Source organism: Microvirga sp. 2MCAF38 (assembly GCF_052115485.1).
In the GTDB taxonomy this organism is placed as follows: domain Bacteria; phylum Pseudomonadota; class Alphaproteobacteria; order Rhizobiales; family Beijerinckiaceae; genus Microvirga.
Genome location: NZ_JBFRGU010000003.1, coordinates 207,364 through 229,063 on the forward strand (window position 1 = coordinate 207,364; position 21,700 = coordinate 229,063).

The following is a 21,700-nucleotide window of genomic DNA, read 5'->3' on the forward strand; positions in this document are numbered from 1 at the left end:
CTTTACGGAGCGAGCATGTCCTCGGGACGAACGACAGCGTCGAACTGCTCCGCCGTCACCGCGCCGGACTTCACCGCCTCTTCCTTCAAGGTTGTGCCGTTCTTGTGCGCGGCCTTCGCGATGGAAGCGGCCTTGTCGTAGCCGATGGTCGGCGCAAGAGCCGTCACCAGCATCAACGAACGCTGCATCAGATCGGCGATACGGTCCTTGTTCGGCTCGATACCGACAACGCAATTGTCGGTGAAGCTGACTGCACCATCCGCGATGAGGCGGATCGATTGCAGCACGGCGTTCACGATCACCGGCTTGAACACGTTGAGCTCGAAATGGCCCTGGCTCGCGGCGAAAGTCACGGTCGCCTGATTGCCGAACACCTGTGAGCAGAGCATCGTCAATGCTTCGGCCTGGGTCGGGTTGACCTTGCCCGGCATGATCGACGAGCCGGGCTCGTTTTCCGGCAGCGAGATCTCGCCGAGGCCGGAGCGCGGACCGGAGCCCATGAGGCGGATGTCGTTGGCAATCTTGAAGAGGCCGGTGGCGACGCTCGCCAGAGCGCCTTGCGTGAACACGAGAGCGTCATGCGAGGCGAGCGCTTCGAACTTGTTCGGAGCCGAGACGAAGGGCAGGGCCGTCAATTCCTTCACCTTGACGGCGAAGAGGTCGGCGAATTTCGGATGAGCGTTCAGGCCCGTGCCGACCGCCGTGCCACCCTGAGCGAGGGCGTAGACGCCGGGCAGAGTCGCCTCGATGCGGCTGATACCGAGCTGGATCTGCGCCGCGTATCCCGAGAATTCCTGGCCGAGGGTGACCGGGGTCGCGTCCTGCAGATGCGTACGGCCGATCTTCACGATGTCCTTGAAGGCCTCGGCCTTCGCGTTCAGAGCCTTGAGCAGATGCTTGAGCGACGGGAGCAGGCGATCGTTGATCTCGCGCGCCACGGCGATGTGCATGGCAGTTGGAAACGAGTCGTTGGAAGACTGGCCACGATTGACGTGATCGTTGGGATGAACGGGCTTCTTGCCGCCACGCTCGCCACCCATGCGCTCATTGGCGAGGTTGGAGAGAACCTCGTTCATGTTCATGTTCGACTGGGTGCCGGAGCCGGTCTGCCAGATCACGAGAGGAAATTCGTCGTCGAATTTGCCGCGCACCACATCCGAGGCGGCGACAGCGATCGCGTCGGCGAGCTTGCCGTCCAGTTCGCCCAGATCCTTGTTGGCCAGGGCCGCAGCCTGTTTCACGATTGCCAGCGCATGGACCAGCGGAATCGGCAGACGTTCGCCGCCGATGCGGAAGTTCTGGATCGAGCGCTGCGTCTGCGCGCCCCAGAGCTTATCGGCGGGCACCTCGATGGGGCCGAAGGTATCTGTTTCGATGCGGGTTGAGGGCGACATCCTGACCTCTTTCGGTGGGGGTTCGTGTTCTTATCTCAAACTTTCGCGCCCGCAACACCGGAGGCCGGCATATTATCATATCTGCCATGTCGGCACGCCCCTTTAAGGTCCGAAGTCTCCCATCGCGGTTTTTGCGAGCCGCAGCCACGTGAACGTCCGAATGGCGGATTTTCCGCGTGACTTATGGCAATGCGACCGTTCAAGCGCACCCGATTGGCACAAAATAGCTGAAATGAAGTCGCGTCAGTTTTTCTTGCGGAAGGAGTCGAGACTAACGACTTCGGCGCCGTTGCCTTCGGACTTTTCGCCCTTACCGGTTTTTTCTTCAGGCTGAGGAGATACCTCCACTTCGGACGAAACGTCCTTCTTGGCTTCATTCTTCGCAGCCGCAGGCGTCTTCTTGGGTCGCTTCAATTCGACGGGTTCCGAGGCCGCGCCGCGAATCGGGGAGGGCGCGGCTGGTGCTTCCGCACTCTCCTCCTCAACCTCGTCTTCATCGCCTTCCTGATCGAATTTCAGGCCAAACTGCACGGAGGGGTCGAAAAAGCCCGTGAGCGCATCGAAGGGAATCAGCAATCGTTCCGGAACGCCGGAGAACGAGAGGCCCACTTCGAAGGTGTGCTCGGTGATGATCAGGTCCCAGAACTGATGCTGGAGGATGATTGTCATCTCCTGCGGATATTTTTCACGCAGGCGGTTCGACAGGCGAACGCCGGGAAAATCCGTGCGGAAGGAAATGTAGAAATGGTGCTCTCCAGGCAGGCCGTCCTTGCCGGCATCGATGAGAACCCTGCGTACGACTCCTTTAAGCGCATCCTGCACCAGAAGGTCGTAGCGGATCAGGTCTTTACCGGCCATTGGGGAGCCCTTGAAGAGAAAGAAGTGGAGGCTTCTGTTGCCAGGTGCCTCCGAACCCCGCCTTACGGTGCTAACCGCAAGGACTTTGAGTCGGTATTAGGGACCGCTTACGCAGCCACTGCAACCGGAGCATAGTTGTCGTTGGCAACTATTGAATAGGCCCGATAACGGCGGAACCATGCCGAGCAAAAGTCTACCCTTTACGCCCTCGTCGATCCTATTTCGCCCCCGCCGAAACCCAAGCGCCGCTTGATTTTCGCAAGCTCAGCCTGGATTTTGGTGGAGGCGCCGGGTACCGCCCCCGGGTCCGATAGGTTTATTCCGATAGCCGTTTATCGCCATAGCTGACCTTGCGGCCAGCAAACCCAATATAAGAAAACCCGAGCGGATTTGAAAGACCGGGGGACAAGTTCGCCGGGGATGGCGGGGCCATTCTCAAGCGGGCTTACCGCTGCGATAAGGTGGAGACAGGAGCGACCCATGCAAGCCTACCACGACCTGCTTCGCCGCATTCTTGCCGAAGGCGTCCGCAAGGACGACCGGACGGGGACAGGGACCATCTCTGTTTTCGGCCATCAGATGCGTTTCGATCTTAGCCAGGGCTTTCCCCTCGTCACGACGAAAAAGCTGCATCTGCGCTCCATCATTCATGAATTGCTGTGGTTCCTGAAGGGCGATACGAACATTCGCTATCTCAAGGAAAACGGCGTCTCGATCTGGGACGAGTGGGCCGACGAGAACGGCGATCTCGGCCCGGTCTACGGCAAGCAATGGCGTTCATGGGCTAAGCCCGACGGCGGCACTGTCGACCAGATTCAAGGGGTCTTGAATGAGATCCGCCGCAATCCCGATTCGCGCCGCCTCATCGTCTCCGCCTGGAACCCGGCCGAACTCGACAAGATGGCGCTCGCGCCGTGCCATTGCCTGTTTCAATTCTATGTCGCGGAAGGACGCTTGTCCTGCCAGCTCTACCAGCGTTCGGCGGATGTGTTCCTGGGCGTGCCCTTCAACATCGCGTCCTATGCGCTTCTCACGCACATGATGGCGCAGGCGACAGGCTTGCAGCCGGGCGATTTCGTGCATTCCTTCGGGGACGCGCACCTCTATCTCAACCACATCGAACAGACGGAACTGCAATTGTCCCGTGCCCCGCGCCCTCTGCCGAAGCTGCGGCTCAATCCGGAGGTGCGCTCGCTGTTCGATTTCAAATTCGAAGACATTGCCATCGAGGATTACGATCCTCATCCGGCCATCAAGGCCCCGGTCGCGGTCTGAGATCGGCGATGAACCGGCGCGAGGCCATCGAGAGCGCTGTTCGCATTCTCGCTCCGCGCATTCCGCGTCACGAATTCGAAGCGGTGACCGACCACGCTCTCGGCAGTCGCGGCCTGCACGGTGCGTCTCCCGAAGCGGCGGCTTGGTTGTCTCTCGTCGCCTATATCCGCCACACCTTCACGGATTACGACAGCCTTCTCGACGAGGGTTATGACGTGGACAGTGCGCGGTTCTTCGTGTTCGAGGATATCAACTCGATCCTCGAAGGCTGGGGCTCGCCCCGACGGGTCGAGAACGAGGCCGACGAGGCTGGACAGAACTCCTGATTATCGTCAAATCACGCCCATGACTCTGATCATTCGCCCCGCCGAACCCCGCGACGCTTCTCTCGTTTTCGAATTCATCCGCGAGCTTGCCGAATACGAGCGGCTCGCCCATGAGGTCGATGCGACGCAGGAGAGCATTGCAGAGGCCCTTTTTTCCACAGAACCGCGCGTTTTTGCGGATATCGCGGAATGGGATGGGGAACCCGCAGGCTTTGCCTTGTGGTTCTACAATTTCTCGACCTTTCGAGGACGCCATGGTCTCTATCTCGAAGATCTCTTCGTCAGGCCGGAGTTCCGCGCGAAGGGGATCGGCAAGGCTCTGCTCCGGCATCTGGCGCGGCGATGCCTTGCGGAAGGGCTTGCCCGTCTTGAATGGTGGGTGCTCGATTGGAACGAGCCGGCTCTGCGCGTCTATCGCTCCATCGGCGCGACGTCCATGGATGAATGGACTGTTCAACGGGTGACGGGGGAAGCCCTGGAAAGGCTGGCGGAGCAATGACCTACCCACTCGATATCGTCGTGGCAGTCGCCGACAATGGCGTGATCGGCCGCGACAATCAGCTTTTATGGCGGCTCAAGACCGATCTTCGACGTTTTCGTGACCTCACGATGGGAAAACCCATGATCATGGGCCGCAAGACCTTCGAATCCATCGGCAAGCCTTTGCCCGGGCGCGAGACCGTCGTTCTCACGCGGGATCCCACCTTCTCGGTCGAGGGCGTTCATGTGGCGCGCAACTGGAGCGAAGCGGTCGAAAAGGCTTCTACGCTGGCGGAAAAGATGGGCGCGGCCGCCATCGCGGTTGCAGGCGGCGGGGAGATCTACGCCCTTGCTCTACCCCACGTTCGAACCATTTATCTCACCCAGGTTCACGCTTCGCCGGAGGGGGATGCGGTTTTCCCTCCATACGATCGCGCGAAGTTCCGGGAAGTCGCCCGGAGCGAACATCCGAAGGGTGCGGATGACGAGCATTCGTTTACCTTTATCGAGCTTGAGCAGCGCGGCGGGAACGGCCAAGGTTGACGAAAGCCTCGGCAATCCCCACCTCGCAGCCTTGACAGGCGGCGGAAACGCAACACACAACCGCCTTTCGTTCCTACGGCGGTTCCCGCCGGGCTTCTCATCAGGAGGAAAGGCACCCTATGCCTTGGAGTAACCAGAGCGGCGGCGGCGGTGGTCCATGGGGCCAGCGTGGCGGATCGGGGGGCGGAAAGAGCCCCTGGGGATCGGGTCCACAGGATAACGGGACACCTCCTGACCTGGAGGATATCCTCCGTCGCGGGCAGGATCGCCTGAAGGACTTCATCCCGGGCGGCTCGTTCGGTGGTGGCAAGGGCATCCTTCTTCTCGGCCTCGCCGTGGTCGGCGTCTGGCTTTTGACGGGCTTCTACACGGTTCGCCCGAACGAAGTCGGCATCAACATGCTTTTCGGAAAATATACCGGCAGCTCCGGCGAAGGCCTTCGCTACAATTTGCCTTATCCCATCGGGCAGGTGAAAAAGCCCGACGTGACGCGCCAGGAGCGCATCGAGGTCGGTTACCGGTCTTCGCAGAACACGCAGAGCCGAAATCGTGACGTGCTTGAGGAAAGCCTCATGCTCACCGGCGACGAGAACATCGTCGATATCGATTTCGACGTGGTGTGGCAGGTCAATCCGGCGCGTGCGCAGGATTTCGTTTTCAACCTCCAGAACCCGCAAGGCACGATCAAGGCTGTCGCCGAGAGCGCCATGCGCGAAGTGATCGGCCGCCGTGCCATCCAGGCCATTCTGACGACCGAGCAGGCGAGCATCGCCCAGGAAGTCCGGCAGATCACGCAAAACACCCTCGACAGCTACGGGGCGGGCGTTCTGATCAACGTGGTTCAGCTTCAGGCGGCGCAGCCCCCGGCCGATGTGCGGCCCGCTTTCGTCGACGTCAATGCCGCACAGCAAGATGCCGTGCGTGTTCAGAACCAGGCGGAGACCTTTGCGAGCCAGGTTGTGCCGGAGGCGCGAGGCGAGGCTTCGCGGACCGTCCAGCAGGCGGAGGGCTATCGCGAGCAATCGGTCGCCGATGCGAACGGTCAGGCCGCGCGCTTCAGCAAGGTCTATGAGGAATACCGCAAGGCTCCGGACATCATCCGTGAACGCATCTTCCTCGAGACGATGGAACGGGTCTTCGGTGAAGTGCCGAAAATCATCGTGGACCAGAACGGTCAGGGCGTCGTGCCCTTCCTGCCCTTGAACGAATTGCAACGTCGGCCTCAGGCGACGAACCCGCCGGCCAATCCGCAGACGTCACAGGGAGCGACGCGATGAATAACTCCGTGCTTCGCACAGGCATCCTGGCCATTCTGGCGCTGGCTGCGGTGGCTCTTTACGCTTCGGCCTTCGTCGTCCAGCAAACCCAATATGCCCTCGTCCTGCGGTTCGGCGCCGTACAGTCCGACATTCGGGAACCGGGTCTGAAATTCAAAGTGCCGCTGATCGACGCGGTCACTTATTTCGACAAACGTGTTCTGGATCTCGACCTGCCCGTCCAGACTCTTCTGACTGCAGACCGGCAGAATCTCGAAGTGGATGCCTTCACCCGTTACCGCATCACCGATCCGCTCAAGTTCTATCAGGCGGTCAACAACCTCACTCTGGCCAATCAGCGCCTCGCGAGCTTCACCAATGCCGTGATGCGTAACGTTTTGGCGAGCGCTTCGCGGGATGCGATCGTCCGCACGGACCGCGCCGATTTGATGAGCCGCATTCAGCATGAGGTGAATCGTCAGACCCAGAGCCTCGGCATCGAAATGGTGGACGTTCGCCTGACCCGCGTCGATCTGCCGGCGGCGAACAGCCAGGCGGTTTATCAGCGCATGCGTACGGAACGTGAGCGTGAGGCGGCCGATCTGCGCGCCAATGGACAGCAGCGGGCGCAGACGATCCGGGCCAAGGCGGAGCGGGACGCAACGGTCATCCGTGCCGATGCCAATCGTCAGGCCGAGGAATTGCGGGGACAGGGCGATGCGGATAAAAATCGAATCCTGGCAGCTGCCTTTGGCAAGGATCCGGACTTCTTCGCTTTCTATCGCTCGATGCAGGCGTATGAGACCGGCCTCAAAACTGGAGATACCCGTCTCGTGTTGAGCCCGACCTCCGATTTCTTCCGGTATTTCAACGATCCGCTGGGTCGGCGGAACGGCGCACCCGCCACTCCCCCGGCCAAGCCGGCCCAATAAGCTCATCAAAGAAGCATGCTGGACCTTATCGCAGCCCTCGGCCTCGCTCTCGCGGTCGAGGGCATTTTATTTGCCGCCTTCCCTGACGGCATGCGCAAAGCCATGTACGAGGCCGCTCATAGTCCGAGCGACCGAATGCGTTTGGTCGGCATCGTCTCGGCACTCGCGGGGGTCGCGATCATCTGGGCCGTGCGGCAATTCGGGTAACATGTTCGGGAAATCGGGAAACGATTTTCCCGCCGCCGTGCTTCCGCCGTAATCAGTGCTTGAATGGCAAGCCGGATCGACAATCTATGTCTTTATCCTTCAGGAGAAGAAAACCTTCGATGACCCAAGCCATGAATGCATTCGCGCCGCCTGAGGCGAAGCGCTCGATGGGCCGCTTGGCCACCTCCTGCTTTGCCGTCGTCGCGTTGATCGCGACCGCTATGCCGATTTCGGTCCAGGCCCGCTCCGCCCCGGAATCCTTCGCCGATCTGGCGGAGGAGGTGACCGGCGCCGTCGTCAATATCTCGGCTTCCACGACTGTGGAGACCAAGAACCGCACTTTGCCGCAGCTGCCGCCCGGAACGCCCTTCGAAGATCTGTTCGAAGAGTTCTTCAACCGTCGCGGGCAAGGCCAGGGGCAGGGCGATAACGCTCCCCAGCGCCCGCGCAAGTCGAATTCGCTGGGTTCCGGCTTTGTGATCGATCCGTCGGGCATCGTGGTGACGAACAATCACGTGATCGGCGACGCCAATGACATCAGCGTCATCTTCTCCGATGGGACCAGGCTGAAAGCCGAGATCATCGGCAAGGATTCGAAGGTCGATCTCGCGGTTCTGAAGGTGAAGACCGACAAGCCGCTGAAGGCCGTCAAGTTCGGCGATTCCGACGCACTGCGTCCGGGAGATTGGGTGCTTGCGATCGGCAATCCGTTCGGCCTGGGCGGAACCGTGACAGCGGGTATCGTATCCGCGCGCGGCCGTAACATCGATTCAGGTCCGTACGACAATTATATCCAGACGGATGCCGCCATCAACAAGGGCAATTCCGGTGGACCGTTGTTCAACATGAACGGCGAAGTGATTGGCATCAATACGGCGATCCTGTCGCCGACCGGCGGTTCGGTGGGTATCGGCTTTGCCGTTCCGGCAGCATCGGCTGCCCCTGTCATCGACCAGCTGCGTCAGTTCGGCGAGACCCGTCGCGGCTGGCTCGGCGTGCGTATCCAGAGCGTCGACGATTCGACGGCCGAAGCGCTGAACCTCGGTGCGCCGCGTGGCGCTCTGATCGCGGGCATTGACGAGAACGGCCCGGCCAAGCCTGCGGGCCTCGATGTGGGCGATGTCATCGTTCGCTTCGACGGCAAGGAGGTGAAGGATTCGCGCGATCTGCCGCGCGTCGTTTCCACGACGCCAGTAGGCAAGACCGTCGACGTGGTCATCGTCCGCAAGGGTAAGGAAGAGACGAAGCGCGTCACCCTCGGTCGCCTCGAAGATGGCGAGAAGCAGGCGAATGCCCAGCAGCCTTCGACCGAGACGCCGACCGTGACCCGTCAGGCCCTCGGCCTCAGCCTGTCCTCTATTACCGATGAAGCGCGCCGCCGCTTCAACCTCAAGGATGACGTGAAGGGCGTCGTGGTCACCCGCGTCGATCCGAACTCCAATGCCGCCGACAAGCGCATTCAGCCGGGCGAGGTGATCGTGGAGGTTGGCCAGGAGCCGGTATCCAGTCCAGCTGACGTCACCAAGCGTATCGAGGCCCTGAAGAAGGAAAATCGCAAGTCGGCGCTTCTTCTCGTGGCGAATGCACAGGGCGAAGTCCGCTTCGTAGCGCTGCCGCTGGAGTAGCCCGTTTGGAAATAGTTTAGCGCCTTCCCATCGTCATTCCGGGGCGCCGCAGGCGAGCCCGGAACCCAGAACCGCCGGCATCTGCGGATGAGACGCAAGCGCACTCGTTCGCTTCGCGTTATGAAACGCTTGTGGTTATGGGTTCCGGGCTCCGCTGACGCGGCCCCGGAATGACGAGAGGAGAGGAAAAACTCATCAATTTCAAAACAGTCTCTAAGAGGTATAGAATTGAAAATAAAAAAGGCGGCCTGGGGCCGCCTTTTTTGTTGTTCTGGCACCGCGTTGAAAACGCTGGTTTGCTGCTTCGTTTGGATCTCAGATCACGATGAAGTGTTCGTAGCTCAATGCGAGGCCGCTCTTGAGAGTGGCGATCTTCACGGCCGCCTTGGCGCCGGTGCCATCGGCGTCGAAAGAGAGGTCGCCGGTGGTCTTGTCATAGATGATGCGGTCATTGGCATCATGGGCTTTCTCGCCGACCCAGAAGGCTTTCTTGGCCAACTGACCCTTGGATCCGATGCCCTTGAAGATCGACTTGGCCAGATGGAAGTTGTCCTCGGCAACCGAGAAATCGGTGATGCGATCCACGTTCGCGGATGAGAGTTTCGCGTTGAAGACGAAGGTATCTTCGCCCGCTCCGCCGGCCAGCACATCCTTGCCGAGGCCACCGTTGATGATGTCATCGCCGTTGCCGCCGCGGATCGTATCGTTACCGCGCATTCCAAGGATCGTATCGTCGCCTTCCCCGCCATTCAGGCGATCGTGCGAGTTGCCGCCGACGATCACCACGCCGGTCGGGTCCTCGTTCGGGTCTTCTTCGTTCGGATCCTCATGGGGACCACCTTCAGTCACGTCTTTGATCAAGATCGTGAAGGTTCTGTCGAGATAGGCACCATGAGTATCAAGGACACGCACGGTGACATTGTGTGTCTGCGCCGTCTCGAAATCGAGTTTTGTGCCGTCCTTGACGACGATCATGTTGTCATGAAGCGCGAAGCGACCGCCCGCATCATCGAGGAGCTTATACGTGAGAAGGTCCCCATCGGGATCGTACGCGACGAGGGAGCCGATAAGAGCCCCGTTCGGCGCGTTTTCGGGGACGCTGTTGTCGACAAGATCAAGATGAGCCGGAGCATGGTTCACCGGAGGAGGCGGCGGCGGAGGTGTCGGGTTTCCGTCTCTATCCATGACATGGATGACGAAGTCCTTTTCCGAGGACAGATTGTGCTGGTCGGTGACCCGCACCCTTACCGTATGGGTCGGCGCGATCTGATCGTCGAAGCGGCTGCCGTCCAGGACTCGGAGGTCGTCCCCCTCCATGACGAAGCGACCGTCGGCGTCATCGACAAGTTCATAAGTCAGGGTATCGCCGTCCACATCGTGGGCCCGGACCGTGCCGACGATGAAGCCATTGATCGAATTTTCCGCCACCCAATCGAAGGTCAGGCGTTCGATGGTCGGGGCATTGTTCACCGGAGGAGGCGGAGGTGGAGGTGTCGGGTTTCCGTCTCGATCCATGACATGGATGACGAAGTCCTTTTCCGAGGACAGTCCGTGCTGGTCGGTGACCCGCACCCTCACCGTATGGGTCGGCGCGATCTGATCGTCGAAGCGGCTGCCGTCCAGGACTCGGAGGTCGTCCCCGTCCATGACGAAGCGACCGTCGGCGTCATCGACAAGTTCATAAGTCAGGGTATCGCCGTCTACATCACGGGCCCGGACGGTGCCGACGATGAAGCCGTTGATCGAGTTTTCCGCGACCCAGTCAAAGGTCAGGCGTTCGATGATCGGGGCGTGGTTGTCCGACGGCGGAGACGGTGGGTTCGGGGCATCCGGCATATCTTTGACGTTGATGGAAAAATCCCGTGATAGGATTCCGCCACGGCCGTCCGACGCGACAACCGTGATGAGATAAGACGGGTGCGTCGCATAATCGAGCACTGCGTCTTCGCGCAGGAAAATCCGATCTCCAACCACCACGAAGGGGCTATCCGAATTGGCGATCTGATATGTGAGTGCGTCGCTGTCAGGATCGAATCCGAAAATCTTCCCGACGTAACTTCCCCCTGTCGCGGTCTCAGGCACGTCCTCGGCCCAGAGGAAGAGATCGCTCGGCGCATGGTTGTCCGACGGCGGGGAGGGCGGGTTCGGGTTCTCGGGGAAGCCGGGAACATCGGTAATGTGCAAGTCGAAATTCCTGGTTAGCGTTCCGCCCCGGCCGTCGGAGACGGTGATCGCCAGCATGGAAACCGTGCCGCCCGTGAGGACGGCGTCGTCGCGCACCACGATCTTGTCGCCAACGATAGCGAAGGGGCCGTCGTAGTCCACCGGCAAACTGTAGCTGAGGGCGTCACCATCCGGATCGGTGCCGTAGATCGTGTCCACGATGGATCCGGCGCTCGCGTTCTCGGGTATATCCTGTGCCGCAACCCAGAGATCGCTCGGTGCATGGTTGCCGGGCGCAGGGGGAGAGTTCTCGTCCGCATCCGTCACATTGATGGTGAAATTTTTGATGAGGGCGTGCCCCATCTTGTCTTTCACGCGAATTCGGACTTCGTGCGAGGCTGCGGTTTCATAATCGACCAGGGAGCCGTCCGCGACCACGAGCATGTTGCCGTGAATGGCAAAACGGTTGCCCGCATTGTCGAGAATTTCATAAGTGAAGTTCTCGTCCGCATCCGGATCGATGCCGCTCAGAACCCCAATCGGAGTTCCGGAAACCGCTCCTTCCTGAACCACAGTGCCGTTCAGGATCAGATCGGTCGGAGCATGGTTGTCGGAAGGCACGCCGTCATCATCCAGCACGCGGATGACAAAGTCCTTGTCCGTAGAGGCCCCGTTCGCGTCGGTGACGCGGACGATGATCCGATGAACCGGCTCGATCTCGTTGCTGAAGCGGGTGTTGTCCAGGACGCGCAACTGGTTGTTGTCCATGTAGAAGCGGCCGCCGGCGTCATCCACCAAGGAATAGGTCAGAGCGTCGCCGTCAATGTCGAAAGCTCCGACCGCGCCGACGATAGTGCCGATATTGGTCCTCTCGTTGACATAGTCGAACGTCAGCCGCGTGATTTCAGGGGCGTGATTATCCGAGGTTGATCGAGGCATTGCCGCTCACTTTCCGGTTTTAGGATCATTCTCCTTGATACGCGTTATCTCACGGGCATAGTACGTTACTATATAGCATTCTTAAGTGTTTCAGGCGCGGGGGATCTCAGAGGACTTCAATCAACTCCCAAAACCTCCTCCTCACGATATCCCTGCGCATAGAGCAGAGCCGAGAGGTCCGCATGTTCGACCCGTGCGTGCGCTGCGGCGGCCACCGCGGGCTTGGCGTGGAAGGCGACACCGAGACCCGCTTCTTCGAGCATGGCGAGGTCGTTGGCTCCGTCGCCGGCCGCAAGCGTATCGTGCTTTTGCAGGCCGAGCCTGTCGCGAAGCTCCTTGAGCGTCGCCAGCTTCGCTTCCTTGCCGAGGATCGGTTCCGCCACTTCACCAGTGAGGCGCTCGGCCTCGATCAGAAGCAGGTTCGAGCGGTGTTCGTGAAAGCCGATCTTGCTTGCGATAGGGCCGGTGAAGAGCGTGAAGCCACCCGAGACCAGACAGGTATAGCCGCCATTGGCGCGGATCGTCTGAACGAGCGCGCGCCCGCCGGGGGTGAGGGTGATGCGCTCGCGGATGATCTCGTCTACGACTCCGACCGGCAAATTCTTCAGAAGCGATACCCGTTCGCGTAAGGCTGGCTCGAAGGCGATCTCGCCGCGCATGGCGCGCTCGGTGATTTCCGACACCTCGGCTTTCAGACCGACGAAATCCGCCAATTCGTCGATGCATTCCTGGCCGATCATGGTGGAATCCATGTCCGCGAGGAAAAGGCGCTTGCGCCTATGCGCCAGAGGCTGGACGATCACATCGATCTCCGAACCTTTCAGCATCGCGCGGATCGCGTGGTCGGCGACCTTCGCGTCACCGGAAAAGATCAGGTCGGCGGCGATGCCTCTTGCCAGAACGGAGCGTTCCGTCTCATGTCCGATGGCCTTGGCGGCAGCGGCGATGACCTCGTCCGTCACGCTTGGGTTCAGGGGATTTGCGACGAGGGTCGCAACGAAATTGTGGGGCATCGCCATCGTGAGGACCGGAGCTTGAGGAACGATCGGATCGGCGCGGTCCTCATCGCAGGACCGACCGCATCAGGCAAGTCGGCATTGGCCATCAAATTGGCGCAGGCCTTCGACGGCGTGGTGATCAACGCCGATTCCATGCAGGTCTATCGCGACCTGCGGATCATCACGGCTCGCCCCACCCTTGCGGACGAGGCGCTGGTGCCGCACCGACTCTACGGGCATGTGGATGCGGCCGTGAACTATTCCGTCGGGCGCTATCTGGCCGATGCGGCGGAATTGTTGAGATCGATCCAGGGAAAAAAGATCCCGATCTTCGTTGGGGGCACAGGCCTCTATTTTAAGGCGCTGACCGAAGGCCTTTCCGATATTCCCGCCGTTTCGGAGGATATCCGCGAGGCGGTGCGGGCCGAATGCGAGGGTCGCGAGACGGTCGATCTCCATCGCCTGCTTGTCGAGCGGGACCCGCTGGCCGCGGCGACGTTGCGTCCATCGGATCGCATGCGGATCATGCGGGCGCTCGAAATCTTCGCAGCGACCGGACAATCGCTTGTATCTTTTCATGGAGCGCGGCAGCCGGGCCTTCTTCACGACCAGAGCGTCATCAAACTGTTTCTCGAGCCGGAGCGTGAGGAGTTGCGCCGTCGTATCGACAGCCGGTTTGTCACGATGATGGATCAAGGGGCGCTCGACGAAGTACGCGCCCTCGGGGAACGCCATCTCGATCCCATGCTCCCGGCGATGAGGGCCCATGGGGTTCCGGGACTTCTGGCCTATCTGCGCGGCGAGGTCACGTTGGAGGAGGCAATCGCAAGGGGGCAGGGGGATACGCGGCGCTATGCGAAGCGCCAGTTCACCTGGTTCCGGCACCAACTGGCGGATTGGACCTGGGTGACGCCGGAAGCCGGGTATGAGGCGGCAATGGCGGCCTTCTAGAGTTTGATCGGTTCAGATTGAAACAGGATCAAACTCTCGATTCTTTATGATGCCGCATGATCCGGGCGAACAACCGGGTTCCACTTGTTCTGATCATGCTCTAATGCCCCAACCGGCCCGAAAACATCTGATAAAACGAGATAAAGATCTCGAACACGATCAAGAGGACGATGATCAGTTCGAGGCGCAAGGAGCGTTCGGTATCGATCAGGTCGGTGAGCGCCTGCGCCGTATCGCCGATAACCTCGAGCTTACCATGCAGGGCAGCGGCGCGTTCTTTCAATTCGTACTCGTCTTCGAGGCGGGCGTAGAGGCGCTCCAGATCCGGCCTGTCCCAAAGAACGTCAGGCTTTTCTTCCACCGCCACGCGGCCCGAAATGCGCTGGCGGACGAGAAGGGCGTTGCCAACATGCTTCAGGATTTCGCGACGCCCGCCGGGGCGTCGGCCTTGCTCGGCCAGATGTCGGGCAAAAGGCTCGACCACGTCAAAAAAGGCCGCGGCCTCGCGCTCGTCGTGAGCCAGTACCGTGCTCTTGGAGAGGGCATCCGCAATGACGATCAGCCGTTCTGTCGAGAGCGACTTGATATAGATCGGTCCTCCAGGCGGGATCTGGTCATCCTTGTCGGGAGACAATTCTATGATCGCCGCTTCCTCCTCGTGGCGGGCGAATTCGCCGGAGGTGCGCTGCCTGAGACCCCTGATCACCTCGTCCTCTTCCAGAGGCGTCAGGCCGACAAGAACGGCGACGCCATAGCGGAAAAGGGCGACGAATCCCTCCTGCCCCGCGCGAAAGGCGAGGGGAGCCGTGGAGAGCACATCGCTGCGCTCAAGCCCGGCCAGATCGAGACGATCACCGAGAAGGAGCGCGCGGGCAGTAATGCGAGTGCCCGGAATCGTAGGGAAAATCGAAGCGGTCATGGTGCACGTGATGAAACAGGTTCAGTCAACATAGAAGCTGGGCCGTTTTTCGCCAAGTTCGGGTGGTGACTCAGTTTGATGAGGATAAGGCACAGGCTTTCCCTCCCTCTTGTGGGAAGGGACGAAGGGTGGGAGTGGTCTGACCGGGTGAAACTTTCATACGTCTGGCGCTGTAGCAGCCTTCCTGCTTGCCGGATCACAGGCAACGCTCTGACTTTTCAACCCCCACCCCTACCCCTCCCCGCAAGGGGGAGGGAACAGCGCGGATCAAACTGGGTCACGACCCAAGTTCGATGGTGCTTGACCGAATGATTTCGATCGGCTAGCGTCTGCGCAACTTTTGATCCGAAAGCTGCATCCATGCGCAAGCTTATTCTCGTAGTACGAACGCCATCGACGGAGCGGGTATAACCCCGCAGGTCCGGCGATGGCGCACAGGCCCCCCACAGGGGCCTTTTTTATTGCCCGAATTCCTTGAAAACCAACAGAACCACGTCCGCCGAATTCAACAAATGCAGAATTCCCCGACGGACCCGACGGAGCGAGACAGATGAGCGAGACGATGACCGGAGCCGAAATGGTGATCCGAGCTCTGCAGGACCAGGGAGTCGAGCATATCTTCGGCTATCCGGGCGGAGCCGTTCTCCCGATTTACGATGCGCTTTTCCATCAGGAGGCGGTCCAGCACGTTCTCGTGCGCCATGAGCAGGGCGCCGTTCATGCTGCGGAAGGCTATGCGCGCTCCTCGGGCAAGGTCGGCGTGGTTCTGGTGACGTCGGGCCCCGGCGCGACGAATGCAGTGACGGGGTTGGCCGACGCGATGATGGATTCGATCCCGCTCGTGTGCATCACCGGGCAAGTGCCGACGCATCTCATCGGCTCCGATGCTTTTCAGGAATGCGACACGGTCGGCATCACCCGGCACTGCACGAAGCACAACTATCTCGTGAAATCGATCGAGGACCTGCCGCGCATCCTGCACGAAGCGTTCTATGTCGCTTCGAATGGACGTCCCGGTCCGGTCGTGGTCGATCTGCCGAAGGATATTCAGTTCAAGATGGGGCAATATGCCCGTCCGACCAGCAACCAGCACAAGACCTACCGTCCGGCGGTCAAGGGCGACATCAACAAGATCCGCGCCGCCATCGAGCTGATGGCGAATGCGAAGCGTCCCGTTTTCTATACGGGCGGCGGCGTCATCAATTCGGGTCCGCATGCAGCGGCGTTGCTGCGCGAGCTCGTGCAATTGACGGGCTTCCCCATCACATCGACCTTGATGGGACTCGGCGCCTTTCCGGCATCGGACAAGCATTTCCTCGGCATGGTCGGCATGCACGGTACCTACGAGTCGAACCTCGCGATGCATGATTGCGATGTGATGATCAATATCGGTGCTCGTTTCGACGACCGCATCACGGGGCGTCTCGATGCGTTCGCGCCCTATTCGAAGCGCATCCACGTGGATATCGATCCGTCCTCGATCAACAAGAACGTCTCCGTCGATCTTCCCATCGTCGGCGATTGTGCCCATGTGCTCGAAGACATGGTGCGCTTGTGGCGCCAGACCGCGCCGCAGGTCGACAAGCCCGCGCTCAAGGATTGGTGGAGCAAGATCGAGGGATGGCGCGCACGCAAGTGCCTCGCCTATCGCAACTCTTCCGAGACCATCAAGCCGCAATATGCTGTCGAGCGTCTCTATGAGCTGACGAAAGACCGCGAGACCTACGTCACCACGGAAGTGGGGCAACATCAGATGTGGGCGGCACAGTACTTCAAGTTCGAAGAGCCCAACCGCTGGATGACCTCCGGTGGACACGGCACCATGGGCTACGGTCTTCCGGCGGCGGTCGGCGCGCAGCTCGCCCATCCCGATGCGCTCGTCATCGATATCGCGGGCGAAGCCTCGATCCAGATGATGTTGCAGGAAATGTCGACCGCGCTGCAGTACAACCTGCCGATCAAGGTCTTCATTCTGAATAATGAGTACATGGGCATGGTGCGCCAATGGCAGCAATTGCTGCATGGCGGGCGCTATTCGCACAGCTATTCGGAATCCCTGCCTGACTTTGTGAAGCTCGCCGAGGCCTATGGCGGTGTCGGTATCCGTTGCGACAAGCCGGCGGATCTCGACGCGGCGATCCTCCAGATGATCAACGTCAACAAGCCGGTGATCTTCGACTGCATCGTCGACAAGACCGAGAACTGCTTCCCGATGATCCCATCGGGCAAGGCGCATAACGAGATGCTGCTGAACGATTATCTCGGCGAGGGTGGAGCCGATATCGGCTCCGTCATCGACGAGAAGGGCAAGATGCTGGTGTGAGAAGCGCATAAAGCTGACCACACCCAGGACCGACAAAGAGCCATGACCCAGATGAGTACGCATTACCCCGACCCGACACGCATCGAGACCAGCAACCGGCACACGCTGGCGATCGTGGTCGATAACGAACCGGGCGTTCTCGCCCGCATCGCAGGCCTGTTCTCAGGCCGTGGCTATAACATCGAGAGCCTGACGGTTACCGAGACCGAGCATGAGGCGCATATCTCGCGCATCACCATCGTCACCAACGGCACCGACTCGACGCTCGAGCAGATCAAGAGTCAGCTCGAGCGCCTCGTACCGGTGCACCGCGTCGTCGACCTGACGGTCACGGGTGAGGTGATCGAACGCGAGCTTTGTCTCGTGAAAGTGGTGGGCAAGGGTGATCACCGCGTGGAAGCCATGCGACTTGCCTCCGCTTTCGGCGCGCGGACGCTCGATGCGACCTTGACCTCCTTCGTTTACGAATTCACCGGGACGACCGAGGAGGTCGAGCGCTTCATCAAGCTGATGACGGTTGTCGGCCTGGTGGAAGTGTCGCGCACCGGTGTTGCCGCCATGGCGCGTGGCGCAGACGGCATGTGAGGTTCTCCTCACCCTCTGAAATCGTTCACTTTCAAAAACTCTTCCTCATCCGGCGTCATCTCTCGTCCGAGAATGCCGTTGCGGTGGGGGAAGCGGCCGAAGCGGGCGACGATGTCATGGTGATGGTGGGCGTATTTGACGGATTCCGGTTCGCCGAGAGCTTCGTTCAAGGCGACCGAACGCTGCTGATGCCTCAGGCTCTCTGAGTGCATGAAGGGAAGATAGAAGAATTGGCGGAGCTCCGGCTCCGCCTTCATGTCGTAGCCTTTCTCGATGGCCCTTTCGGCCGCGAGAACGGCAGCCGGATCGGTTTTGTAAACATCGCGGGTTCCTCGGAACATGTTTCGTGGGAACTGGTCGAGAAGGAGAATAAGGGCGAGCGCCCCGTCAGGGGTCAGTTCCCACTCGTCGAGATCGCCCCTCGCGGCGGCCTCGAAGGTGGGAAGAAACCGGTCCCGGCAGGCTTGGTCGAAGTCGTCGTGCTTCGTAAACCACCTGTCGGGTCCCGCTTCTCGCCAGAAGGCAAGAGTTTCATCGGGAGTGGCAAGGCGCTGCATGAGGTTTGTCCCATCGGCTACGGATCTTCCCCATCAATCTAGAGTGCCTGGGAGCCAATTTGAACTCTCGGTGTTCTGATCGTTCGTAGAACAAGGCTGGTCCTGCCCTGCACTCAACGCAGAGAGGCCCCGCATTTTTCCTGCAAACGATAGCTTGCCAGCGCAGCTTTGTTCGCTACAAGCGGCGCTGGAAAACACGAATGTTGCGTGACCATCGAGAGTGGGTGCGCGGCGGAAACGAAGGGCGGGGGCGAAAATCCCCATAGACAAGGACTTGAGGACCATGCGCGTCTATTACGATCGCGACGCCGATATCAACCTGATCAAGGGCAAGAAGGTTGCCATTGTCGGTTATGGCAGCCAGGGGCACGCTCATACGTTGAACCTCCGGGATTCCGGCGTGAAGGACATCGCCGTTGCGCTCCGCAAGGGTTCTCCTTCGGCAGCCAAGGCGGAGAAGGAAGGCCTGAAGGTCATGGAGGTGGCCGAGGCCGCCAAGTGGGCCGACGTCGTGATGATGCTGACGCCGGACGAACTCCAGGCCGACATCTATCGTGACGATCTGCATGCCAACATGAAGAATGGCGCAGCGCTCCTCTTCGCCCATGGCCTGAACGTTCACTTCAACCTCATCGAGCCGCGCAAGGACCTCGACGTGCTCATGGTCGCCCCGAAGGGCCCCGGCCATACCGTGCGCTCCGAGTATCAACGCGGCGGCGGCGTGCCGACCCTCATCGCGATCCATCAGGATTCGACCGGCAATGCCCATGACATCGCGTTGTCTTACGCTTCCGCCAATGGCGGCGGCCGCGCCGGCATCATCGAGACGACCTTCAAGGAAGAGTGCGAGACCGATCTGTTCGGTGAGCAGGTCGTGCTCTGCGGCGGTCTGGTCGAACTCATCAAGGCCGGCTTCGAGACCCTCGTCGAAGCGGGCTATGCCCCCGAGATGGCCTATTTCGAGTGCTTGCACGAAGTGAAGCTGATCGTCGACCTCATCTACGAGGGCGGCATCGCGAACATGAACTACTCGATCTCGAACACTGCCGAGTACGGTGAGTACGTCACCGGCCCGCGCATTATCACGTCCGATACGAAGGCGGAGATGAAGCGCGTTCTGACCGACATCCAGACCGGTAAGTTTACCCGCGACTGGATGCTGGAAAACAAGGTCCACCAGACCTCGTTCAAGGCGACCCGCGCTCGCAACGCCGCGCACCCGATCGAAGAGGTCGGCGGACGTCTTCGCGAAATGATGCCCTGGATCAAGGCCAAGGCACTCGTCGACAAAACCCGGAACTGATTCCGGACGGCTCAAACCGCGCTCACGTTCGCTCGAACGTGGTTCCGCGGCATAGTTGAAAGGGGTGGCTCCGGCCGCCCCTTTTTTGTTTTGAAGTAACGAATTTTGACTGCAGCGAGAAATGCCCGCATCGCCACTCTTTGCGGGTCATCGAAATAAGTATCCTTCCTGGCGAAAGGGGTACTCCTTCGTAGAGACTTGGTGGCAACGCTTCCGCGGCGTTAAATTCAGTTGAGGCAAGCAAAGCTAATTGACCATGCGGATTGATCTGAAACATTGATCTCTTGGCCGTTTCTTGACCTCAGCTCATTGACGATCTGCAGAGGATGGCGGCATGGCGGAGCGATATCTCGTCACGGGGGGGTGTGGCTTTATAGGCTCGCATCTGGTCGACGCGTTGATCGCGGGCGGCGCCGATGTGGTTGTCCTCGATAACATGTCCACCGGACGCTACGAGAATCTCGCGACGACCGCCGATCTCGTTGTCGGGGATGTTCGCAATCGGGCTCTCCTGCGCAAGGTTGCGGCAGGCTGCGATGGAATATTCCATCTCGCGGCGATTGCGTCCGTCCCGAAATGCTCAAGGCAATGGCACACATCGCACACGGTGAATCTCTCCGCTTCCATCGGCCTCTTCGAATTGGCTTCGGAGAAGGCTCTGCCTGTCGTCTACGCATCGTCCTCAGCCATTTATGGCGATGCTGCACACACACCCATTGAAGAGGAAGATCAGAAGCGGCCTATCTCTCCCTACGGCGCTGATAAGTTCGCGATGGAGCTGCACGCCTATGCGGGCGCGCGAGTGCGAAAACTCAATTCGTTCGGACTCCGGTTCTTCAATATCTACGGTCCACGGCAGGATCCGGGCTCACCCTATTCCGGCGTCATTGCAATCTTCATGCAGAGAGCGCTCGAAGGTAAACCGATCCTCATTCATGGGGACGGGCGGCAAACACGGGATTTCGTCTATGTGGGTGACGCGGTTGCAGCCTGTTGCGCGGCCATGCGCCGCTTGATGAATCGAACCGACATTGCGGCCGATGTGAGCAATGTCTGCACCGGACAAGGAACGACTATCCGGACGCTCGTGGAATATATCTCGCAGGTTCTTCACAGGCCGCTCGAGGTGATCAATGGCCCGGCCCGTGCCGGAGACATCTTGACCTCGGTCGGCGATCCGTCACGCCTGAGCGCATTACTGAATTTCAAACTCAAAACGCCGCTGCTGGTTGGGTTGGAGGCGCTGCTTCCGTCGGTGCGCCTGGTACCGCAGGGGCTTCGCTCGAGCACTGTCGCCGATATGGCTCGCTGGCCGATGCCTTATCGATCCGTCTGAGGTGAACCGCACTCTCTTCGAATAGGTGGACGCTATGAGGCTCCCGGACCGAGAGGCGCTTTCCCGAAACCAGATTCTCTCAGCAATTCCAGAAGCCGATCTCGAACGCCTGTGGTCTCACTTCGAGCTTGTTCGCCTTGCCGTCGGCGACAATCTCGCGAGACCGTCGACACGCACGGACTATGTCTACTTCATCGAAAAGGGCTTCGCCTCTGTCATGGCCGGGAGTCCGAGATCTCAAATGGAAGTGGCCCTCATCGGTCGCGAGGGGATGGTCGGGCTTCCTCTCGTTCTTGGTGCTTCACACGCGCACCATGATTGCTTCGTTCAGGTTGCCGGTGTCGCTCAACGAATGGCAGCCGAGAATCTACTCTTCGCAATAGAGCGGATTCCTGCTCTCAGGCAGCAAATCTTGTTGTACACTCGATCTTTTATTTCACAGTTGGAACAGGCAGCCTTCGCCAATGGCCGATGCAGCATCGGCGAACGCTTGGCGCGATGGCTTCTCATGGCGCAAGATCGCCTCGACGAGGACGAGATTCCACTGACGCAGGAGTTCTTTGCGCTGACGCTCGGCGTTCGCCGCGCGAGCGTCACTGTTGCGCTTCATAAATTCAGCGACGCCAAATTTATCCAGCATAGGCGCGCCGTCGTCGAGATTCTCGACCGAAGCAAACTGATAGAGATTGCGGGCGAAGCTTATACGGTCTGATCGCCCGATCTCATCGTT

The 21,700-nt window shown here is 60.0% G+C and carries 20 protein-coding genes and 1 other RNA gene; 14 read left to right on the forward strand and 7 right to left on the reverse strand.

What is annotated here, in order from left to right; genetic code table 11:
• Positions 1-2: 2 nt before the first annotated feature.
• From fumC to ssrA, 3 genes are all read right to left on the reverse strand, one after another.
• Complete coding sequence (gene fumC / locus AB4072_RS07860) at positions 3-1,394, reverse strand: class II fumarate hydratase (protein WP_441966871.1); 1,392 nt, start codon at positions 1,392-1,394, stop codon at positions 3-5.
• A 243-nt stretch (positions 1,395-1,637) separates the two neighbouring features.
• Positions 1,638-2,252 (reverse strand): SspB family protein, encoded by a 615-nt coding sequence (locus tag AB4072_RS07865; RefSeq protein WP_441966873.1) that lies wholly within the window; start codon positions 2,250-2,252, stop codon positions 1,638-1,640.
• Positions 2,253-2,275: 23 nt separating this feature from the next.
• Positions 2,276-2,652: a transfer-messenger RNA gene (gene ssrA / locus AB4072_RS07870) on the reverse strand.
• Positions 2,653-2,732: 80 nt separating this feature from the next.
• Between ssrA and AB4072_RS07875 the strand changes: the two genes are divergently transcribed.
• The 8 genes from AB4072_RS07875 (at position 2,733) to AB4072_RS07910 (ending at position 8,896) form a co-directional block, all read left to right on the forward strand.
• Positions 2,733-3,527 carry a thymidylate synthase gene (locus AB4072_RS07875; RefSeq protein WP_441966875.1) on the forward strand — a complete coding sequence of 265 codons (795 nt, stop codon included), beginning with the start codon at positions 2,733-2,735 and terminating at the stop codon, positions 3,525-3,527.
• Positions 3,528-3,535: 8 nt separating this feature from the next.
• The gene (locus tag AB4072_RS07880) at positions 3,536-3,853 is read left to right on the forward strand and encodes a DUF2293 domain-containing protein (protein WP_441966876.1); all 318 of its coding nucleotides are present in this window, start codon (positions 3,536-3,538) and stop codon (positions 3,851-3,853) included.
• Positions 3,854-3,872: 19 nt separating this feature from the next.
• Positions 3,873-4,352, forward strand: coding sequence for a GNAT family N-acetyltransferase (locus tag AB4072_RS07885; RefSeq protein WP_441966878.1), 480 nt, complete (start codon positions 3,873-3,875; stop codon positions 4,350-4,352).
• Complete coding sequence (locus AB4072_RS07890) at positions 4,349-4,876, forward strand: dihydrofolate reductase (protein ID WP_441966879.1); 528 nt, start codon at positions 4,349-4,351, stop codon at positions 4,874-4,876. The genes AB4072_RS07885 and AB4072_RS07890 overlap by 4 nt, the downstream gene beginning before the upstream one ends.
• 119 nt (positions 4,877-4,995) lie before the next feature.
• Positions 4,996-6,153 (forward strand): FtsH protease activity modulator HflK, encoded by a 1,158-nt coding sequence (gene hflK, locus AB4072_RS07895; RefSeq protein WP_441966881.1) that lies wholly within the window; start codon positions 4,996-4,998, stop codon positions 6,151-6,153.
• On the forward strand, positions 6,150-7,064 hold the full coding sequence (gene hflC / locus AB4072_RS07900) for a protease modulator HflC (protein ID WP_441966883.1): 915 nt from the start codon (positions 6,150-6,152) through the stop codon (positions 7,062-7,064). Before hflK ends, hflC begins: the two co-directional genes overlap by 4 nt.
• 15 nt (positions 7,065-7,079) lie before the next feature.
• The gene (locus AB4072_RS07905) at positions 7,080-7,271 is read left to right on the forward strand and encodes a DUF2065 domain-containing protein (protein WP_441966884.1); all 192 of its coding nucleotides are present in this window, start codon (positions 7,080-7,082) and stop codon (positions 7,269-7,271) included.
• 119 nt (positions 7,272-7,390) lie between these two features.
• Positions 7,391-8,896 (forward strand): DegQ family serine endoprotease, encoded by a 1,506-nt coding sequence (locus AB4072_RS07910; protein WP_441966886.1) that lies wholly within the window; start codon positions 7,391-7,393, stop codon positions 8,894-8,896.
• A 315-nt stretch (positions 8,897-9,211) separates the two neighbouring features.
• Here AB4072_RS07910 and AB4072_RS07915 read toward each other — a convergent pair whose 3' ends face one another.
• Complete coding sequence (locus tag AB4072_RS07915; protein ID WP_441966888.1) at positions 9,212-11,998, reverse strand: hypothetical protein; 2,787 nt, start codon at positions 11,996-11,998, stop codon at positions 9,212-9,214.
• A 116-nt stretch (positions 11,999-12,114) separates the two neighbouring features.
• Positions 12,115-13,017 (reverse strand): phosphoserine phosphatase SerB, encoded by a 903-nt coding sequence (gene serB, locus AB4072_RS07920; RefSeq protein WP_441966889.1) that lies wholly within the window; start codon positions 13,015-13,017, stop codon positions 12,115-12,117.
• A 15-nt stretch (positions 13,018-13,032) separates the two neighbouring features.
• Between serB and miaA the strand changes: the two genes are divergently transcribed.
• On the forward strand, positions 13,033-13,947 hold the full coding sequence (miaA, locus tag AB4072_RS07925; RefSeq protein ID WP_441966891.1) for a tRNA (adenosine(37)-N6)-dimethylallyltransferase MiaA: 915 nt from the start codon (positions 13,033-13,035) through the stop codon (positions 13,945-13,947).
• A gap of 100 nt (positions 13,948-14,047) precedes the next feature.
• Here miaA and AB4072_RS07930 read toward each other — a convergent pair whose 3' ends face one another.
• The gene (locus tag AB4072_RS07930; protein WP_441966893.1) at positions 14,048-14,866 is read right to left on the reverse strand and encodes an RMD1 family protein; all 819 of its coding nucleotides are present in this window, start codon (positions 14,864-14,866) and stop codon (positions 14,048-14,050) included.
• A gap of 550 nt (positions 14,867-15,416) precedes the next feature.
• On the opposite strand from AB4072_RS07930, the gene AB4072_RS07935 reads away from it, so the two are divergent.
• Positions 15,417-17,189, forward strand: coding sequence for an acetolactate synthase 3 large subunit (locus AB4072_RS07935; protein ID WP_441966895.1), 1,773 nt, complete (start codon positions 15,417-15,419; stop codon positions 17,187-17,189).
• A 42-nt stretch (positions 17,190-17,231) separates the two neighbouring features.
• A complete protein-coding gene (ilvN, locus tag AB4072_RS07940; protein WP_441966897.1) occupies positions 17,232-17,774 on the forward strand; it encodes an acetolactate synthase small subunit in 543 nt (180 codons plus the stop codon).
• Between the two features lie 8 nt (positions 17,775-17,782).
• Here the strand turns inward: ilvN and AB4072_RS07945 are convergent, their stop codons facing one another.
• The gene (locus AB4072_RS07945; protein WP_441966899.1) at positions 17,783-18,331 is read right to left on the reverse strand and encodes a DUF924 family protein; all 549 of its coding nucleotides are present in this window, start codon (positions 18,329-18,331) and stop codon (positions 17,783-17,785) included.
• 274 nt (positions 18,332-18,605) lie between these two features.
• Here AB4072_RS07945 and ilvC point away from each other — a divergent pair, with 274 nt between their 5' ends.
• From ilvC to AB4072_RS07960, 3 genes are all read left to right on the forward strand, one after another.
• Positions 18,606-19,634, forward strand: coding sequence for a ketol-acid reductoisomerase (gene ilvC, locus AB4072_RS07950; RefSeq protein ID WP_441966901.1), 1,029 nt, complete (start codon positions 18,606-18,608; stop codon positions 19,632-19,634).
• Positions 19,635-19,968: 334 nt separating this feature from the next.
• Positions 19,969-20,970, forward strand: coding sequence for an NAD-dependent epimerase/dehydratase family protein (locus AB4072_RS07955; RefSeq protein WP_441966902.1), 1,002 nt, complete (start codon positions 19,969-19,971; stop codon positions 20,968-20,970).
• Positions 20,971-21,004: 34 nt separating this feature from the next.
• Entirely contained in the window at positions 21,005-21,682 is a 678-nt protein-coding gene (locus AB4072_RS07960; protein ID WP_441966904.1) for a Crp/Fnr family transcriptional regulator, read from the forward strand.
• Positions 21,683-21,700 lie beyond the last annotated feature (18 nt).

Bases quoted from the DNA above. Each gene is read 5' to 3' on its own strand.
- AB4072_RS07905 (WP_441966884.1), top strand. From the start codon at position 7,080: ATGCTGGACCTTATCGCAGCCCTCGGCCTCGCTCTCGCGGTCGAGGGC.
- AB4072_RS07865 (WP_441966873.1), bottom strand. From the start codon at position 2,252: ATGGCCGGTAAAGACCTGATCCGCTACGACCTTCTGGTGCAGGATGCG.
- AB4072_RS07885 (WP_441966878.1), top strand. From the start codon at position 3,873: ATGACTCTGATCATTCGCCCCGCCGAACCCCGCGACGCTTCTCTCGTT.
- AB4072_RS07875 (WP_441966875.1), top strand. From the start codon at position 2,733: ATGCAAGCCTACCACGACCTGCTTCGCCGCATTCTTGCCGAAGGCGTC.
- ilvN (WP_441966897.1), top strand. From the start codon at position 17,232: ATGACCCAGATGAGTACGCATTACCCCGACCCGACACGCATCGAGACC.
- AB4072_RS07910 (WP_441966886.1), top strand. From the start codon at position 7,391: ATGACCCAAGCCATGAATGCATTCGCGCCGCCTGAGGCGAAGCGCTCG.
- serB (WP_441966889.1), bottom strand. From the start codon at position 13,017: ATGGCGATGCCCCACAATTTCGTTGCGACCCTCGTCGCAAATCCCCTG.
- AB4072_RS07945 (WP_441966899.1), bottom strand. From the start codon at position 18,331: ATGCAGCGCCTTGCCACTCCCGATGAAACTCTTGCCTTCTGGCGAGAA.
- AB4072_RS07955 (WP_441966902.1), top strand. From the start codon at position 19,969: ATGGCGGAGCGATATCTCGTCACGGGGGGGTGTGGCTTTATAGGCTCG.
- AB4072_RS07960 (WP_441966904.1), top strand. From the start codon at position 21,005: ATGAGGCTCCCGGACCGAGAGGCGCTTTCCCGAAACCAGATTCTCTCA.
- hflK (WP_441966881.1), top strand. From the start codon at position 4,996: ATGCCTTGGAGTAACCAGAGCGGCGGCGGCGGTGGTCCATGGGGCCAG.
- AB4072_RS07890 (WP_441966879.1), top strand. From the start codon at position 4,349: ATGACCTACCCACTCGATATCGTCGTGGCAGTCGCCGACAATGGCGTG.
- AB4072_RS07880 (WP_441966876.1), top strand. From the start codon at position 3,536: ATGAACCGGCGCGAGGCCATCGAGAGCGCTGTTCGCATTCTCGCTCCG.
- AB4072_RS07930 (WP_441966893.1), bottom strand. From the start codon at position 14,866: ATGACCGCTTCGATTTTCCCTACGATTCCGGGCACTCGCATTACTGCC.
- AB4072_RS07935 (WP_441966895.1), top strand. From the start codon at position 15,417: ATGAGCGAGACGATGACCGGAGCCGAAATGGTGATCCGAGCTCTGCAG.
- AB4072_RS07915 (WP_441966888.1), bottom strand. From the start codon at position 11,998: ATGCCTCGATCAACCTCGGATAATCACGCCCCTGAAATCACGCGGCTG.
- fumC (WP_441966871.1), bottom strand. From the start codon at position 1,394: ATGTCGCCCTCAACCCGCATCGAAACAGATACCTTCGGCCCCATCGAG.
- hflC (WP_441966883.1), top strand. From the start codon at position 6,150: ATGAATAACTCCGTGCTTCGCACAGGCATCCTGGCCATTCTGGCGCTG.